General features: G+C 59.1%; 18 protein-coding genes. 9 read left to right on the plus strand and 9 right to left on the minus strand.

Annotated elements, in window-relative coordinates:
• Positions 1–8: 8 nt before the first annotated feature.
• From AC4CWH_RS16330 to AC4CWH_RS16345, 4 genes are read right to left on the minus strand one after another with little or no spacing between them, the layout of a single operon-like run.
• Positions 9–374: a helix-turn-helix domain-containing protein gene (locus AC4CWH_RS16330; protein WP_491283097.1), complete on the minus strand. Its 366-nt coding sequence runs from the start codon at positions 372–374 to the stop codon at positions 9–11.
• Positions 371–934, minus strand: a complete 564-nt coding sequence (locus AC4CWH_RS16335; protein ID WP_491319548.1) for a Smr/MutS family protein — start codon at positions 932–934, stop codon at positions 371–373. The genes AC4CWH_RS16330 and AC4CWH_RS16335 overlap by 4 nt, the downstream gene beginning before the upstream one ends.
• Positions 931–2,049 (minus strand): murein transglycosylase A, encoded by a 1,119-nt coding sequence (gene mltA, locus AC4CWH_RS16340; RefSeq protein ID WP_491319549.1) that lies wholly within the window; start codon positions 2,047–2,049, stop codon positions 931–933. Before mltA ends, AC4CWH_RS16335 begins: the two co-directional genes overlap by 4 nt.
• Complete coding sequence (locus AC4CWH_RS16345) at positions 2,046–2,744, minus strand: Tim44/TimA family putative adaptor protein (protein ID WP_491319550.1); 699 nt, start codon at positions 2,742–2,744, stop codon at positions 2,046–2,048. Before AC4CWH_RS16345 ends, mltA begins: the two co-directional genes overlap by 4 nt.
• Positions 2,745–2,867: 123 nt before the next feature.
• Between AC4CWH_RS16345 and AC4CWH_RS16350 the strand changes: the two genes are divergently transcribed.
• The gene (locus AC4CWH_RS16350) at positions 2,868–3,407 is read left to right on the plus strand and encodes an FxsA family protein (RefSeq protein WP_491319551.1); all 540 of its coding nucleotides are present in this window, start codon (positions 2,868–2,870) and stop codon (positions 3,405–3,407) included.
• A gap of 85 nt (positions 3,408–3,492) precedes the next feature.
• Positions 3,493–3,960 carry a protein-export chaperone SecB gene (gene secB, locus AC4CWH_RS16355; protein ID WP_491283102.1) on the plus strand — a complete coding sequence of 156 codons (468 nt, stop codon included), beginning with the start codon at positions 3,493–3,495 and terminating at the stop codon, positions 3,958–3,960.
• A 72-nt stretch (positions 3,961–4,032) separates the two neighbouring features.
• Here the strand turns inward: secB and dnaQ are convergent, their stop codons facing one another.
• The 5 genes from dnaQ to AC4CWH_RS16380 are packed head-to-tail and all read right to left on the minus strand — an operon-like array spanning position 4,033 to position 7,642.
• Positions 4,033–4,737 carry a DNA polymerase III subunit epsilon gene (gene dnaQ, locus AC4CWH_RS16360; RefSeq protein WP_491319552.1) on the minus strand — a complete coding sequence of 235 codons (705 nt, stop codon included), beginning with the start codon at positions 4,735–4,737 and terminating at the stop codon, positions 4,033–4,035.
• The gene (gene coaE, locus AC4CWH_RS16365; protein WP_491319553.1) at positions 4,730–5,347 is read right to left on the minus strand and encodes a dephospho-CoA kinase; all 618 of its coding nucleotides are present in this window, start codon (positions 5,345–5,347) and stop codon (positions 4,730–4,732) included. The genes dnaQ and coaE overlap by 8 nt, the downstream gene beginning before the upstream one ends.
• Positions 5,344–6,195: a shikimate dehydrogenase gene (locus AC4CWH_RS16370; protein ID WP_491319554.1), complete on the minus strand. Its 852-nt coding sequence runs from the start codon at positions 6,193–6,195 to the stop codon at positions 5,344–5,346. Before AC4CWH_RS16370 ends, coaE begins: the two co-directional genes overlap by 4 nt.
• Entirely contained in the window at positions 6,188–6,787 is a 600-nt protein-coding gene (locus AC4CWH_RS16375) for a Maf-like protein (protein ID WP_491319555.1), read from the minus strand. The genes AC4CWH_RS16370 and AC4CWH_RS16375 overlap by 8 nt, the downstream gene beginning before the upstream one ends.
• Positions 6,788–6,820: 33 nt before the next feature.
• Entirely contained in the window at positions 6,821–7,642 is an 822-nt protein-coding gene (locus AC4CWH_RS16380; protein ID WP_491319556.1) for a pyruvate, water dikinase regulatory protein, read from the minus strand.
• Positions 7,643–8,048: 406 nt separating this feature from the next.
• Here AC4CWH_RS16380 and hemE point away from each other — a divergent pair, with 406 nt between their 5' ends.
• The 7 genes from hemE (at position 8,049) to AC4CWH_RS16415 (ending at position 15,782) form a co-directional block, all read left to right on the plus strand.
• Positions 8,049–9,089, plus strand: coding sequence for a uroporphyrinogen decarboxylase (gene hemE / locus AC4CWH_RS16385; RefSeq protein WP_491319557.1), 1,041 nt, complete (start codon positions 8,049–8,051; stop codon positions 9,087–9,089).
• The gene (gene hemJ, locus AC4CWH_RS16390; protein WP_491319558.1) at positions 9,079–9,636 is read left to right on the plus strand and encodes a protoporphyrinogen oxidase HemJ; all 558 of its coding nucleotides are present in this window, start codon (positions 9,079–9,081) and stop codon (positions 9,634–9,636) included. The genes hemE and hemJ overlap by 11 nt, the downstream gene beginning before the upstream one ends.
• A gap of 172 nt (positions 9,637–9,808) precedes the next feature.
• The gene (gene rho / locus AC4CWH_RS16395; RefSeq protein ID WP_210106847.1) at positions 9,809–11,074 is read left to right on the plus strand and encodes a transcription termination factor Rho; all 1,266 of its coding nucleotides are present in this window, start codon (positions 9,809–9,811) and stop codon (positions 11,072–11,074) included.
• A 64-nt stretch (positions 11,075–11,138) separates the two neighbouring features.
• Complete coding sequence (gene mnmE, locus AC4CWH_RS16400; protein ID WP_491321448.1) at positions 11,139–12,446, plus strand: tRNA uridine-5-carboxymethylaminomethyl(34) synthesis GTPase MnmE; 1,308 nt, start codon at positions 11,139–11,141, stop codon at positions 12,444–12,446.
• A 36-nt stretch (positions 12,447–12,482) separates the two neighbouring features.
• The gene (gene mnmG / locus AC4CWH_RS16405) at positions 12,483–14,354 is read left to right on the plus strand and encodes a tRNA uridine-5-carboxymethylaminomethyl(34) synthesis enzyme MnmG (protein ID WP_491319559.1); all 1,872 of its coding nucleotides are present in this window, start codon (positions 12,483–12,485) and stop codon (positions 14,352–14,354) included.
• Positions 14,354–14,971 (plus strand): 16S rRNA (guanine(527)-N(7))-methyltransferase RsmG, encoded by a 618-nt coding sequence (gene rsmG, locus AC4CWH_RS16410; RefSeq protein ID WP_491319560.1) that lies wholly within the window; start codon positions 14,354–14,356, stop codon positions 14,969–14,971. Before mnmG ends, rsmG begins: the two co-directional genes overlap by 1 nt.
• Before the next feature lie 19 nt (positions 14,972–14,990).
• Complete coding sequence (locus AC4CWH_RS16415) at positions 14,991–15,782, plus strand: ParA family protein (protein ID WP_491283112.1); 792 nt, start codon at positions 14,991–14,993, stop codon at positions 15,780–15,782.
• The last annotated feature ends 5 nt before the right edge of the window (positions 15,783–15,787 follow it).

Raw genomic sequence — 15,787 nt, forward strand, 5'->3', positions numbered from 1 at the left:
ATGCGCCGTTAGCCCCGATTTGAGGCTTTTTCCAGCAGCTCCGTCAAGTCGTCTATCACGTCCGGTTCCAAAGTGCTAATGCGGCGCGCCAGAAGATTGGCAAGGGCGGTATATTTCGGCGGCAAACCGGCCGTATCCACCACCACGCGCGGATCCGACGTTTCCGCCAGCATGAACAGTTCTTCCGCCTCATCCCAGATGATGTTGAAATAGCCGGCCACACGCTGCAGAAAATCAAAGCTCGGGCGCCCACGCCGGCCGTGTTCCAGCGCAGACAGATAGGCCGGCGAAACGCGCAGTGCTGCCGCCATCTGCTGCTGGTTCACGCCTTTTCGCAGACGCAGCGTCCGCATGGCTTCACCAAACGGCGTCACCGCTCGCCACCGCGCCGGGTCAGCCGCACGTAAAGCGCGCCCTCCCCGCCATGCTGGCGTGCCGCCGGCTCATAAGAAGATATCAGGAAGCGGAATTCGGCCTTGGAAAACCACATCGGCACGGCCCGCTTCAGGGCCCCTTCGCTACCATAGGAACTTCCCTTGCCGGTGATGACAAGCACATGACGCAAGCCCCGCTCATGAGCGCGCATGAGGAAATCCAGCAGCATGCCATGCGCCTCGCTCTGGAACATGTCGTGCAGGTCGATACGCGCTTCCAGCGCCAGGCGGCCACGGGCGATCTTGCGCTTGACCGGCTTTTCCAGCGGATGGTGCAGACCTGTCGGCTGTGGCTTTTTCGGCGTTGCATCGGCGGGCTCACTGGACGCGCCTGCCTTCTGCCCGCGCGCCTTTCCCTCCTTGATTTTAGGCTCCGGCAGAGCCGTCTCCTCTTCGAAGGACAAAAGCTCTTCCATGCGGCCGGAGAGCGGCTTCGTCGTCTTGGCGACCGTGCCCCAGAGAATGCGCTCTTCGGCGCTCAGCTTCCGCCCGCCCTTCATCGGCCGTACCGAATGGCTGCTGCCTTGGGGATCAGGATATGAAAATCGGCGCTGTTGCGCACCGTACCGGCCCTGTCTCCGGCCTCGTCGCCGGACCCGGTAAAAATGTCACCGCGTGCCGGGCCGACAATGGCAGACCCCGTATCGAGCGCCAGCATCAGCCGCGCAAACGGCTGGCCGCCATCCAGATGCGTCAAAGTGTCGGAGGCGATGAAAAAGGGAAAACCAAACGTATGGATCAGCCGGTCCACGGCAAGCGAGCGACCGGGCACCAGCGGCACTTTTGCGGCAGCAATCGGTCCGAGCGTGGGATCGCTCACGTCTGCCTCGCGGAAGAAGATGTAGGAGCGATTGTGCCAAAGGACCTCATCCACCTTAGCCGGATTCTCTGCCAACCATTTTCGGATCGTCTGCATCGAAATATCTGCCGGACGGATCTCTCCCCGATCGATCAGCAGCTTGCCGATGGCCGAAAACGCATGGCCAGCCTTTCCGTCATAGGTGATCCGCCGAAGGCTACCGTCGGGATAACGCAGCCGAGCTGCGCCCTGCACATGGGTAAAGAAGACATCGACCTTGGATCGCGCCCAGGCAATTTCCAGTCCCCTGCCATTGAGATAACCGAGATCAATATCCCGCCGGTCCGGATAAGGACCGATCACACCGGACTGGTCGCGACCGAAAGCGTAGGAGGACGGCATGTCCGCCGGTCGGTTGCTGTCATTAAGATCGACAAGATCGGCAGGGCGCCGATAGAACGGAAACTCATAGCCGGATTCCGGCCGATCAGAAACCTCGACTTCCGGCTCATAAAAGGCCGTCACGAACCCCGGTTTCGCCTCCGCTTGCCTGATGCGGAAGGGAAGGCAATGGGCCTCGAAGAAAGCGCGAGCCGAGGCGGCATCGGTGATATCAGCCTGACCGGCAGCCGAAAGAAGCGGCACAAGGTCGTCCGCGCTGAGGCCAAGCGACCCGGTTCGATAGGGCTTGCCGCGTTCAAGATGCGCAAGACACTGGCGCATGACCGAAAAGAGGGGGCGGGGATCATCGATCTCCCACCCCCTCACATCGGAGAATGCCAGCTGTGTCAGCGAAAAAGGTTCGGAAACGGTCATTGCTCGGATTCGGTTGCCACCAGCTTCCAGTTCGGATCGCGCGAGCGCAGGTCACGGGCAAAGGTCCAAATGTCGGTGACCTCAGCCACGTTTTCCGCATCGCCATCGATCAACGTGCCGGCCTTGTCATAGGTTGCCGAAATCAGCTGGCTGACAATGCGCACGGTGATCTGCTCGTCATGATCTTTGACGGACGCATGGGTGATATCGGCCTTGTCGATGCCAACGAAAGTGGATTTGATGGTTTCGCCGCGTGCCTCGCGCTCGCTGATGGCTGCACCAAAACCTTCAAAAACTTCTTTCGACAGAAGACCGGTCAATGTTTTGCGATCGCCATCGGCAAATGCCATCACGATCATTTCATAGGCCATGCGGGCGCCGGCGAGAAATTCCTTCGGCCGGAATGTCGGATCGGCTTTCACGAGATCACGCAGACCCTCGTTCAGGGCAGTGCCGGGCTTGGCAACCGCATCGATCTCGCTCCAGCGCTGTTCGTCGTCCACGGGCTCGCGGCGCGGCAGTGTCACCACCTTGCCGTCATCGGCTGCCGGTCCCCGCGCCGTATCCCTTGCAGCGAAGGGATCTGCAGGCGGCTTCTCATGGCCGGTGCGGCGGCCGAGCACACTGCGCAACTGCAGGAAGATCAGCACCGCTGCCACGAGAAAAAACAGAGTTATGAAATCGTTCGCGCCCATTTTCACCCGCAGTATCGTTGGAATTGGAAAGGTTCCACCTCATATAGTCTGATATGACGCTCATTCAAATAGCGTGACCGTGTCTTCGCGTTCATGCCGTGCAACGGACCTTCAAAGGATATCATGCGCCTGTTTCTGTTTCCGCTTCTTCTTCTCGGCCTTCCGCTGGCGGAAATTGCCGGCTTCGTGATGGTCGGGCGATGGCTTGGCCTCTGGCCGACGCTTGGCCTCGTCATCCTGTCCGGCATTTTAGGTGCGATGCTGCTGCGCGTGCAGGGGCTCGGCGTCTTGCGCCAGATCCAGACGGAAGGACGCGAGGGCCGCGTGCCGGGAGAAGCCATCATCCATGGCGCGATGATCGTATTTGCCTCTATCCTCCTCGTGCTGCCCGGCTTCCTCACCGATATCCTCGGCCTTCTGCTGTTCATCCCCGCGGTGCGCACGGTGCTCTGGGGTCTGATCGGCCAGCGCGTGGTGGTGAAATCAAGCTATTCGGCCTCAGCCCGCGGCAATCCGTTCCAGAATCCACGTCAGAATCCCGAGCCAGGCAAAGGCCCGGTTGCGCGCACGCTCGATCTGAATTCGGACGATTATCAGCGCAAGCCAAACCCCTCCTCGCCCTGGTCCGACGGGCCGGATCGCAAGCCTGACGACGAGCGCTGAGACAGCCTGTCGCCCCGGCCAAAGGGTTGTAAGGAGCAGGTCTAAGTGATAGACGGCGCAAAAGATCGAAGCCGAGGAACAGCCAATGGCAAACGAAAACGAAACGCAGTCCCCCTCCCTCACCATTCTTGCGCAGTACACCAAGGATCTCTCCTTCGAGAACCCGGGCGCTCCGCATTCGCTGCAGGCTCGCGACAAGGCTCCGGCGATCAACATCAACGTGAACGTCAACGCCAATCCGCTATCGGAGACCGATTTCGACGTGGTGCTGACGCTGAACGCTGAAGCCAAGGATGGCGACAAGGTCGTGTTTGCCGCCGAGCTGGTTTACGGCGGCGTTTTCCGCATCACCGGTTTCCCGCAGGAACACATGCTGCCGGTTCTCTTCATCGAGTGCCCGCGCCTGCTCTTCCCGTTTGCCCGCCAGATCATTTCCGACATCACGCGCAATGGCGGTTTCCCGCCGCTGATGATCGACCCGATCGATTTCGGCCAGATGTTTGCCCAGCGTGTTTCCGAGGAACAGAACCGTTCGCAGACGCTGAACAGCTGATCGATCTTCTTCAAAGCATGAAAAAGCCCGGTTCGACCGGGCTTTTTTTGTGCCTGTGATTTGGTGGTGAGATCAGGAGACCGTGGGATAGCGCGACCAGATGGCCTTTTCGCCAAACGATTTGACGAGCGCCTCATGCGCCTCGATCTCTGCTTCACCCAGACGCGGCGGCAGCGGACGTGGTCGCTCCAGCGTGGTAATTTCCACCACATCCTCTTCAACAACCGTGCGCGCCCGCTCGTTGCTGGCAAGCCCCAGCGCTGCCTGCCGCCCGCCGATCATCTCGGTATAGACTTCGGCCAGAAGCTCGGAATCGAGGAGCGCGCCGTGTTTCGTGCGGTGCGAATTGTCGATACCGTAACGCCGGCAGAGCGCATCGAGCGAATTCGGCCCCATCGGGTTCTTGCGCCGCGCCATCGACAGCGTGTCGATCACCTGATCGGACGGAACCGGCGGCAGGCCAAGCCGGTCGAATTCGGCGTTGATGAAACCCATGTCGAAGTTGGCGTTATGCGCCACCCATTTGGCGCCGTCGAAAAATTCCCGGATCTGATCGACCACCTCGGCAAAGCGCGGCTTGTCCTTCAGAAAATCGTCGGTAATGCCATGCACGGCCAGCGCATCCGGATGAACCTTGCGATCGCCGGGGTTGATATAGACGTGAAACGTCCGGCCGGTCGGAAAGTGGTTCAGAAGCTCGATGCCACCGATTTCGATGATGCGGTCGATCTTGTTCTCAAGGCCGGTCGTTTCCGTATCGAAGATGATTTCACGCATCTCTTGCGCTCCATTGTCCCGTTTCAATGCCTGCCTGCACCGTGGCGATGATATCGCGCACGCGGCTTCTGGCCGCTTCGATGCCGTGGCCGGTATCGATGATGAAATCTGCCCGCGCCCGCTTGTCCGCATCCGGCACTTGTCGCGAAAGGATCAGGTTGAACTTGTCCTCGCTCATGCCCGGTCGCGCAAGTACCCTTTGCCGCTGGATCTGTGGATCGCAGGAAACCACCACGACCACATCAACCCGGTCGGCCCCGCCGCTTTCAAACAGAAGCGGAATATCAAGAACCACCATGGTGCGGCCGGCTTCCCGTTGCGTGTCCAGAAAAACCGCCTCCCGCGCCCGCACCAGCGGATGCACGATGGCTTCCAGTTCCTTGAACCGCTGGGGTTCTGCCGCAAGCGCCCTTGAAAGGGCAGCGCGATCGATCACACCCTCTGCCGTCACGCCGGGAAAAGCTGCCTCAATGGGCGCCACGGCTTCGTCGCGGTAAAGATCATGCACAACCGCATCTGCATCGTTGACCGGAATGCCTTCGGCGGCAAAGAGCGCCGCTGTCGTCGACTTTCCCATGCCTATCGATCCGGTAAGGCCGATCCTGATCATGCATGGGCCTCCATATCCTTGACGATGAGGGCGCGCAAAGCGTCATCCACCACCGGGCGCATCCCGAACCATTTTTCAAAACCGGGCACCGCCTGGTGCAGGAGCATGCCGAGACCATCCACCGTTGCCAGGCCTTCAGCTTTCGCCATGGCCAGGATCGGCGTTTCCAGCGGCACATAAACAATGTCGGTCACGACCGCATCGGCGCGCATGGTGGAAAAATCGATCTCGGGCGCTGCCTCGCCATCCATGCCAAGCGAGGTGGTGTTGATGAAAAGCCCGGCGCCTGCCATCACCTCGCCCAGTGCCTCCATCGGATGGGCATGAACGCGCGCGCCAAACCGGTCGGCCAGCGCGCTTGCGCGTGATACCGTGCGGTTGACCACATGGATTTCGGCAACGCCGCGATCTCGCACCGCTTGGATAATCGCCCGGCTTGCACCGCCTGCCCCCAGAATGACAGCGCGGTCCGCTCTGTCCCAGCCGGCATGACGCTGGTCGAGATTGGCGGTAAAGCCATAACCATCGGTATTCGTCGCTTTGAGCAAGCCCTCTTCCAGCCAAAGCGTGTTGGCAGCGCCCAGTTCCTCGGCCAGTTCATCCGGCTCGTCGGCCAGTTCGAAGGCGCGCTCCTTGTGCGGAATGGTGACATTGCCGCCGCGATAGAGGCCATCCGTCTTCAAGGACGCAATAAAATGCTGAAAATCTGCCGGCAAAACTTCGATCGCCCGATAGCTGCCATCAAGGCCGAACTGGCGCAACCAATGGCCGTGGATGAGCGGCGAGCGCGAATGACGGATAGGGCTGCCGACAACGAAGGCGGCTAACGTTTCACGTGAATCAGCCATTGATCGCTCCAAGTTCACGCAGCGCCTGCAGGAGGGGCAGCATGGGCAGGCCCAGAATGGTGAAGTAATCGCCATCGATATGCGAAAACAGCTGAATGCCCTCTCCTTCCAACTGATAGGCGCCGACGCTGGTCAGGGCCTTGTCACCTGTACGGGCGAGATAGCCATCGATGAAGCTTTCACTCAGCCGCCGCGCCGTCAGTTTGGCCATGACGACGTCCTCCCACAGCGACACGCCATCACGAACTATCACGACGCCGCTGTTCAGCTGATGAGTCTCGCCTGAGAAAGACAGAAGCGTTTCGCGGGCTTCGGCAAGGTTTGCGGGCTTGTGATAGACCCGGTCTCCAAGCGACATCGTCTGGTCCGACCCGATGACGAAGGCCGCGGGCCAATGCCGGCTGACCGCAAGCGCCTTTTCACGCGCAAGCGACTGGGCCACCTGCTGCGGATCTGCTCCCTCTTCATGAAGACGGGCCTCGATGGCGCGTTCATCGATGTCTGCGGCCTGGGCCTCAAAGGCGAGACCGGCATTTTTCATCAGCATGCGGCGGAAGGGGCTGGAGGAGGCAAGAACAAGCGGTTGGGTCACGGTTCATTCCAGGCTTTGACGGTTGGATTCGGCTTAACGCAGCTTCGGACGCAGGGCAACGATGGCAGCAGCCGTTTCTTCGATCGAGCGCCGGGTCACGTCGATGATCGGCCATTGGTGACGGGCACAGAGCGTGCGGGCATATTTCAACTCCTCATTGATGTTTGCCCTGTCGGTATAATGACCACGATCAAAACCGCTGACCGTGCCCAGTTCACGGTTTTCACGCACCTGCGAGATCCGGTCCGTTGTCGCCACGAGGCCGACAATCAGCGGCCGTATTGCTTTCAGCAGGCTCTCCGGCAGCGGCACATCCGGAACGATGGGAATATTGGCGCATTTGATGCCGCGATTGGCGAGATAGATCGAGGTCGGTGTCTTGGAGGTTCGGCTGATGCCGATGATCACCACATCCGCCTCGTCATAGGTCTCCGGCATCTGCCCGTCGTCATGATCCATGGCGAAATTCAGCGCATCGATGCGTTTGAAATAGTCGGCGTTCAACGCGTGCTGCGCGCCGACCCTTCGGCGCGACATGGCGCCGAGATAGGTCTGGAACGTGGCGAGCACCGGTTCCAGCACATTCACGCAGGGAACCCCAATTTCCCGACAGCGTTGATCCACGTGATCGGCAAGCTCCTGATCGACGATGGTATAAAGAACGATGCCCGGTTTTTCATCGATCGCATCAAGAACCGGCGAGAGCTGGCGGCGGTTTCGAATGAGTGGATAGACATGCTCGATGGCAAGCGAGCCCTGAAATTGCGCCGAAGCTGCGCGTCCCGCCGAAATGAGAGTCTCGCCCGTTGAGTCAGAAATCAGGTGCAGATGAAAGAAACTTTTGCGGTTCTCCACGTTAAACTTCACCCTCTGTTCATAACCCGGGATAAACCATGGCCTCTGGAGCGACAGGACTGAGCCGGACTAACAACTGCCGATTTATCCACAACGAAGGCTCCTGTGAGGCCGATTTCGCGGCAGCTGGGGACACTGGGGATAACTGGTAAAAGCACTTGTCTGCCACACACGCTATCCACAGATTTTCATGATGGCATCTGGCTCGCAAGAGATTGATTCAAGACAGTGAATCCGAACTGTCCACATTTGCCTGAATATGCCTATATCTCTTTCCCGCCTGGGTGTCATTGTCGCACTGTCCGCGTGTGGACTGTGCAAGAGAAATGATCCTTGATAGTCACCGACTCTAAGAATCAGAAGAATCCAAGATTCTCATTTTCTTTGTTTTAGGGGAGAACACGGTTTGCCTTCACATCGCCGAAAGGTTCTGGAGGTCCTGCAAGGATCGACCGTCGCACCTCCACCCATCTGGCTCATGAGACAGGCAGGGCGATACCTGCCGGAATATCGTCAGACGCGCGCAAACGCTGGAAGCTTCCTGCAGCTCTGTTATTCGCCGGATCTGGCAACCGAGGTCACTCTCCAGCCGATCCGGCGTTATGGCTTTGATGCGGCGATCCTGTTTTCCGATATCCTCGTCATTCCCGACGGGCTCGACCGGGGCGTTCATTTCGTCGAAGGCTCAGGCCCGAAGATGACCCCGATCGATGAGGATGGCATTTTTGCCCTCTCGCCAGAGCGCGTTCTTCTGCACCTGAAGCCGGTGATGCAGGCGGTGTCGCAGATCCGCGCCAGCCTGCCGGAGGAAACGACCCTCCTCGGTTTCTGCGGCGCGCCCTGGACGGTTGCGACCTATATGATCGCCGGCCACGGAACGACGGACCAGGCCCCTGCCCGCCTGTTCGGTTATCGTTATCCAAAAGCCTTTGCGCATCTGCTGGCGGTGCTTGCCGATCTCTCCGCCGATTATCTCGTGGCGCAGATCGATGCCGGCGCCGATGCGGTGCAGATCTTCGATTCCTGGGCGGGCGTGCTCGGTGAAAAGGAATTCGAGGACTATGCCATCAAGCCGGTGGCCCGTATCATCCGCAGCGTTAGGGAACGCCGCCCGCAAGCGAAAATCATCGCCTTTGCCAAGGGCGCCGGTATGAACCTCAAGACCTATCGCCAGAAGACCGGGGCAGACATGATCGGTCTCGACTGGTCGGTACCGCTCGGTTTTGCCGCCGAGCTGCAGAAGGATGGCCCGGTGCAGGGTAATCTCGATCCCATGCGGGTTGTTGCCGGCGGCCAGGCGCTGGATGACGGTATCGACGCCATCCTTCAGGTTCTCGGTCAGGGTCCGCTGGTGTTTAATCTCGGGCACGGCATCACGCCGGAGGCAAACCCCGATCATGTGACCAGGCTCGTCAACCGCGTGCGGGGGATTCCGCATGGCGCCTGAAAAACAGGTGCCTGAAAGACAGGTGGATGCACAGCCCGGACGACGGGCAGCGCTGCGGGCAACCATGGCGCTGATCGTTTTTGTCGGATTGATCGCTCTGCTGGTCGTTCTGCAGCCGGAAAGCCTGTATCTCTGGGTGAAGGCGTTTCACGTGATTGCTGTGATCGCCTGGATGGCCGGCCTGTTCTACATGCCGCGCCTGTTCATCTATCACACCGATGCCGAACCCGGTTCGGTGCAATCGGAAACCTTCAAGGTGATGGAAAAGCGCCTGCTGAAGGTGATTATGAACCCGGCGATGATGATCAGCTGGGCGCTCGGCCTCTATCTCGCCTGGGATATCTACGGTTTCCAGGGTGGCTGGCTGCACGCCAAGATCGCGCTGGTCGTGGCGCTGACGCTTGCCCATATGCACCAGAGCCGGGCCGTCAGGCAGTTTGCGGTGGACGGCCCGCGTAAAACCGCACGCTACTGGCGCCTGATGAACGAGATCCCGACCGTGCTGATGATGTTGATTGTCATTCTCGTGATCGTCAAACCCTTCTGATCGAGAAGAATTCCCGCCCGCCCCCCTTGCGGCTCACTGTTGAAGCCGCTATTTTCCCGCCACTCATCTTTCGTGGCTCGTGTGCATTCTTCTGTCGTCCGCGGTTTTCCTGCGGTAACGAATTTCACAGACACGCCAATTCCCTCAAAATTAGTCAAAGCGGTCCCTCTTCATGGCTGAAATGAAGCTTCAAGAACTCAAGAGCAAGTCACCGACCGACTTGTTGACCTTCGCCGAATCGCTGGAGGTCGAAAACGCGAGCACAATGCGCAAGCAGGAGCTGATGTTCGCGATTCTCAAGGTCTTGGCCAGTCAGGACGTGGAAATCATCGGCGAAGGCGTGGTTGAACTGCTGCAGGACGGTTTTGGCTTCCTGCGTTCGGCAAATGCCAATTACCTGCCGGGCCCGGATGACATCTACATCTCGCCCTCGCAGATCCGCCGCTTTTCGCTGAAGACTGGTGATACGGTGGAAGGCCCGATCCGGGGACCCAAGGAAGGCGAACGGTATTTCGCGCTCCTGAAGGTCAACACGATCAATTTCGACGATCCGGAGAAGATCCGTCACAAGGTTCACTTCGATAACCTGACGCCGCTTTATCCGAACGAGCGCTTCAAGATGGAACTGGAGGTTCCGACCTCGAAGGATCTGTCAGCCCGCGTGATCGATCTGGTGGCGCCGCTCGGAAAAGGCCAGCGCGGCCTTATCGTCGCCCCGCCGCGGACCGGTAAAACCGTTCTCCTGCAGAACATCGCCCATTCCATTACCGCCAACCATCCGGAATGCTACCTGATCGTTCTCTTGATCGACGAGCGGCCGGAAGAAGTGACCGACATGCAGCGCTCCGTGCGCGGCGAAGTCGTCTCCTCCACCTTCGATGAGCCGGCCGTGCGCCACGTTCAGGTCGCCGAAATGGTCATCGAGAAGGCCAAGCGCCTAGTTGAACACGGTCGTGATGTCGTGATCCTGCTCGATTCGATCACCCGCCTTGGCCGCGCCTATAACACCGTCGTTCCCTCCTCCGGCAAGGTCCTGACGGGCGGCGTGGACGCTAATGCATTGCAGCGGCCGAAGCGTTTCTTTGGTGCTGCCCGTAATATCGAAGAAGGCGGCTCGCTGACGATCATCGCGACTGCGCTGATCGACACCGGCAGCCGCATGGACGAAGTGATCTTCGAAGAGTTCAAGGGCACCGGCAACTCGGAAATCGTGCTGGACCGCAAGGTCGCCGACAAGCGCATCTTCCCGTCCATGGACATCCTCAAGTCCGGAACGCGTAAGGAAGATCTCCTTGTGCCGCGCCAGGATCTGCAGAAGATCTTTGTGCTGCGCCGTATCTTGGCACCGATGGGCACGACCGATGCCATCGAGTTCCTCATCGACAAGTTGAAGCAGACGAAGAGCAACGGCGATTTCTTTGATTCGATGAACACCTGATCGATAGCCGGATTCTTCATCCGGCTTTCAGGTGTCGACCGGAGTGAGAAGAGGGCAGATGTCCCTGTACAAGTCCGATACAATTTTTGCACTCTCGAGCGGGGCGACACCATCAGGTGTCGCCGTCGTTCGTTTAAGCGGACCTCTTACGTTCTCCGCAGCACGGCAACTCGCTCCCTTGCCCGAGGGACGTTTCATGGTTCTCAGATCGATTCGCCGCCGGAACGGTGAACTGATCGACAAGGGTCTGGTTCTCGGCTTCCCCGGCCCCGCCTCCTTTACCGGTGAAGATTGCCTTGAATTCCAGCTCCACGGTGGACGCGCAGTCGTCTCGGCGCTGCAAGGCGAACTTCTGGGGCTTGGTCTTCGCCCGGCAGAACCCGGAGAGTTCACGCAGCGCGCCTTTAACAATGGCAAGCTCGACCTCGTGGAAGTCGAAGGGCTCGGGGACCTTATTTTGGCCGAAACCGAAATGCAGCGGCGTCTGGCCATCGAGCAGAGCGCCGGCGGTCTGTCGCGACTGTATGTCGATTGGGCGGAGCGTCTGACCCGATGCCGCGCATTGATCGAGGCGGAGTTGGACTTTGCCGATGAAGATGATGTTCCCGGTTCCGTGTCCGATCAGGTCTGGCAGCAGGTCACGCAGATCAGCGAAGAAATTTCCAGACAGATCCGCTCGACTGAAAAGGCCGGTTCCGTCCGCGACGGATTCAAGGTGGTTATTGCCGGGCCGCCGAATGCCGGGAAATCCAGTTTTCTGAATGCGATTGCGCAACGCGACGTCGCAATTGTCACCGATATCGCCGGTACGACGCGCGATGTTCTGCACGTCGATCTGGATCTTGGGGGCTTCCTTGTGCGGTTCTATGATACCGCAGGCCTGCGCGAGACATCCGATGTCATAGAGCAGGAGGGTGTGCGGCGTGCCAGACAGGCGATGGCCGAGGCTGATCTGGTTCTGCACCTCTCTGAAATCGATTCGGATATGCAACAATCGAAGAACTTTTCCGGCGAGGTACCGAGGCTTAGAGTTGGGACCAAATCGGACAAGCATCCCGGCATAAAAGGTCGCTTTGATGTGACGATCTCCACGCAAACCGGCGAAGGTCTGGAAAACCTGCGCCAAGCAGTGCTGGAGCGGGTGCGGGAAAACTGGGCAGCAATCGCCTCCAGTGGAGCCGGAAGATTGCGGCATCTCTCCCACCTGCAGCGGGCTTCCAATTTTCTGGCAGAAGCGCTATCAGGAGCGGAACTGGATCTTCGTGCTGAAAGCCTTCGGCTTGCTGCCGAAGAGCTTGGCCGGATCACCGGCCGGGTCGATGTCGAAGATCTTCTGGATGTGATCTTCTCCGAATTCTGCATTGGCAAATGACTCACGTGAAACACTGCCGCGGCAGTGGGTGTCGAGATGAACAAGTTTGATGTAATCGTAATTGGTGGCGGCCATGCCGGCTGTGAAGCGGCATCTGCGGCGGCACGTCTTGGCGCGCGCACCGCGCTGGTGACGCATCGCCGCGATACCATCGGTGTGATGTCCTGCAATCCGGCGATCGGCGGGCTGGGCAAGGGCCACCTCGTGCGCGAAATCGATGCACTCGACGGACTGATGGGCCGGGTTGCGGATGCGGCCGGTATCCAGTTTCGCCTGCTGAACCGCAAGAAAGGCCCCGCGGTCCGCGGTCCCCGCACCCAGGCGGATCGGAGGCTTTACCGCGAGGCCATGCAACGCGAAATCTTTGAGCATCCCAATCTCGAGGTCATCGAGGGCGATGCGTTTGATCTCCAGCATTCCGAAGGTGCCGTCAGCGCCGTGCTGATGAAGGACGGCCGCCGGTTTTCCTGTCGCGCCGTCGTGCTAACCACCGGCACCTTTCTGCGTGGCATGATCCACATTGGCAACCAGACCACACCCGCCGGCCGTGTCGGCGAAGCGCCGTCGGAAGGATTATCCGCAACGCTCGGCGCCCTCGGCCTGTCGCTGGGTCGCTTGAAGACGGGTACCCCTGCCCGCCTGAATGGCTCAACGATTGACTGGCGGGCAATTGGCAGCCAGGATGCCGACGAGGACCCTGTTCCTTTCTCGTTTATGACGGAGACCATCACCAATCGCCAAATTGCCTGCGGCGTCACGCGCACCGTAGACGCGACGCATAAAATTATCGCCGATAACATCGGCAAGTCGGCGATGTATTCGGGACAGATCACCGGCGTCGGGCCGCGGTATTGCCCGTCCATCGAAGACAAGATCGTTCGCTTCGGTGAACGCGACGGACACCAAATCTTTCTGGAGCCGGAAGGACTGGACGATGACACCGTTTACCCAAACGGCATCTCGACTTCCCTGCCCGCCGACGTGCAGCAAGCATTTATCCGCACCATCCCGGGATTGGAAAAGGTTGAGATCCGCCAGCCCGGTTATGCCATCGAATATGATCACGTCGATCCGCGCGAACTGGGGACCGATCTGCAGCTGAAGCGGATGCCCGGTCTTTTTCTGGCCGGTCAGATCAATGGTACCACTGGTTACGAAGAGGCAGGCGCCCAAGGGCTGGTTGCCGGCCTCAACGCCGCCCGTCTCGCCGGCGGGATGTCATCCCATATTTTCAGCCGAACCGAGTCCTATATCGGTGTCTTGATTGATGACCTCACGAGCCGTGGTGTCACCGAGCCCTATCGCATGTTCACATCGCGTGCCGAATATCGAATTTCGCTGCGCGCCGACAATGCCGATCTGCGCCTGACCCCTGCCGCCATGGACCTGGGCCTGGTGGGCAGCGTGCGTGCTGAAAAATTCAAGCACTTTTCGGAGCAGATGAATGTGGGCCGCACGACGTTACAGACACTGAATGTGACGCCCAAGGAGGCGGAGGCTCATGGTCTTCACTTGAACCAGGATGGTCAGCGACGCACGGCCTACGATCTCCTGTCTTATCCGGATATTGATTTGGCAGCCGTGCAAAAGTTATGGCCGCAACTGCGCGATCTCGAAAAGCCGGTCGCGGAGGCGTTGGAGATCGAAGCGGGTTATGCGGTCTACATGGCGCGGCAGCAGGCGGATATCCAATCCGTTCGGCGCGACGAGGAACGGGCCATACCGGATAGCTTCGACTTCGATCTGGTCTCCGGCCTCTCCAATGAATTGAAACTGAAACTGAAGCGCGCCGCCCCCCGCAATATTGCACAGGCATCTAAGGTCGATGGCATGACGCCCGCAGCGCTTGCTCTCATCCTGGCCTTGGTGAAGAGAGCGGAACCAAGACGCGAACTGCGAGTCTCCTGATGCAACTGAACGGAATACGTGTTTCACGTGAAACAGTGGAGAGGCTCGAGCGGTTTGAAGCGCTCTTTCAGAAATGGGCCAAGACCATCAATCTGGTTGCTCCCTCCACCAAAGCCGACTTCTGGAAGCGCCATATTGCAGACAGCGCGCAGATCTTCCAGCTTTCCCCGGCGCCCGCGACATGGGTCGATCTTGGCTCGGGCGGCGGCTTTCCGGGCATTATCACCGCAATCTTCCTTGCTGATCTCGGCGACGGCTGGGTTCATCTGGTCGAAAGCAATCAGAAGAAGGCGTCGTTTCTGCGCACCGCAATCGCGGAAACCGGAGGGCGCGCCTCCGTTCACCCTGTTCGGATCGAAGCGGCTCCTGCCGCCATTCCCCGCTGTGATCGCATTTCGGCGCGTGCATTGGCAGAACTGCCGCTTCTTTTGGACTATGCCTCCGGATGGATGCTGAACAATCCGGAGATAAAGGCCTTTCTCCACAAAGGCCGGGATTACGCAGCCGAAGTGGACAAAGCGCATGGTCGCTGGAACTTCGATCTGGTACAACATTCAAGCGTTGTGGAGGATGATTCCGTAATTTTGGAAGTGTCTCGGTTACAGCGCAAGGTTTGACCTCTTCAGCAGGTGCCCCATGTACGAGACCAATCGTATCATCACGATCGCAAACCAGAAGGGTGGCGTCGGCAAAACGACGACCGCCATCAATCTTGCCACGGCCCTGGCCGCGATCGGCGAGCGTGTTCTGATCATTGACCTCGATCCGCAGGGCAATGCCAGTACAGGTCTCGGAATCGACCGCCGCGATCGCAAGATGTCGTCCTTCGATGTGATGATGGGCAGTCAGAACATTCGCGATGCCGCTGTTCCGACGGCTGTTCCCAATCTCTTTATTGTTCCATCGACGATGGATCTCCTCGGACTGGAAATGGAAATCGGCCGTGAGGCCGATCGCGCCTTTCGTTTGCGCCGTGCTCTTCAGACCGTCGAAGCGTTGGATTTCTCCTATATCCTGCTCGACTGCCCCCCCTCCTTCAATCTCCTGACCATCAATGCGATGGCTGCAGCCCATTCGGTCCTGGTTCCCCTGCAGTGCGAATTTTTTGCACTCGAAGGTTTGAGCCAGCTGCTGGAAACCGTGAATCAGGTGCGTCAGACGATCAATTCGGGCCTTGATATTCAGGGGATCGTGCTGACCATGTTCGATGCGCGCAACAACTTGGCGCAGCAGGTGGTGAATGACGTGCGGACTTATCTGGGCGACAAGGTTTACCACACGCTCATTCCCCGCAATGTCCGCGTGTCGGAAGCGCCCTCCTACGGCAAGCCGGCAATTCTTTATGATCTGAAATGCGCCGGCAGCCAGGCCTATCTCCAGCTGGCCTCCGAGGTCATTCAGCGTGAACGGCGGCGCAAGGCTGCCTGATCTGC

This window comes from Neorhizobium sp. PAMB6716, from assembly GCF_058242805.1.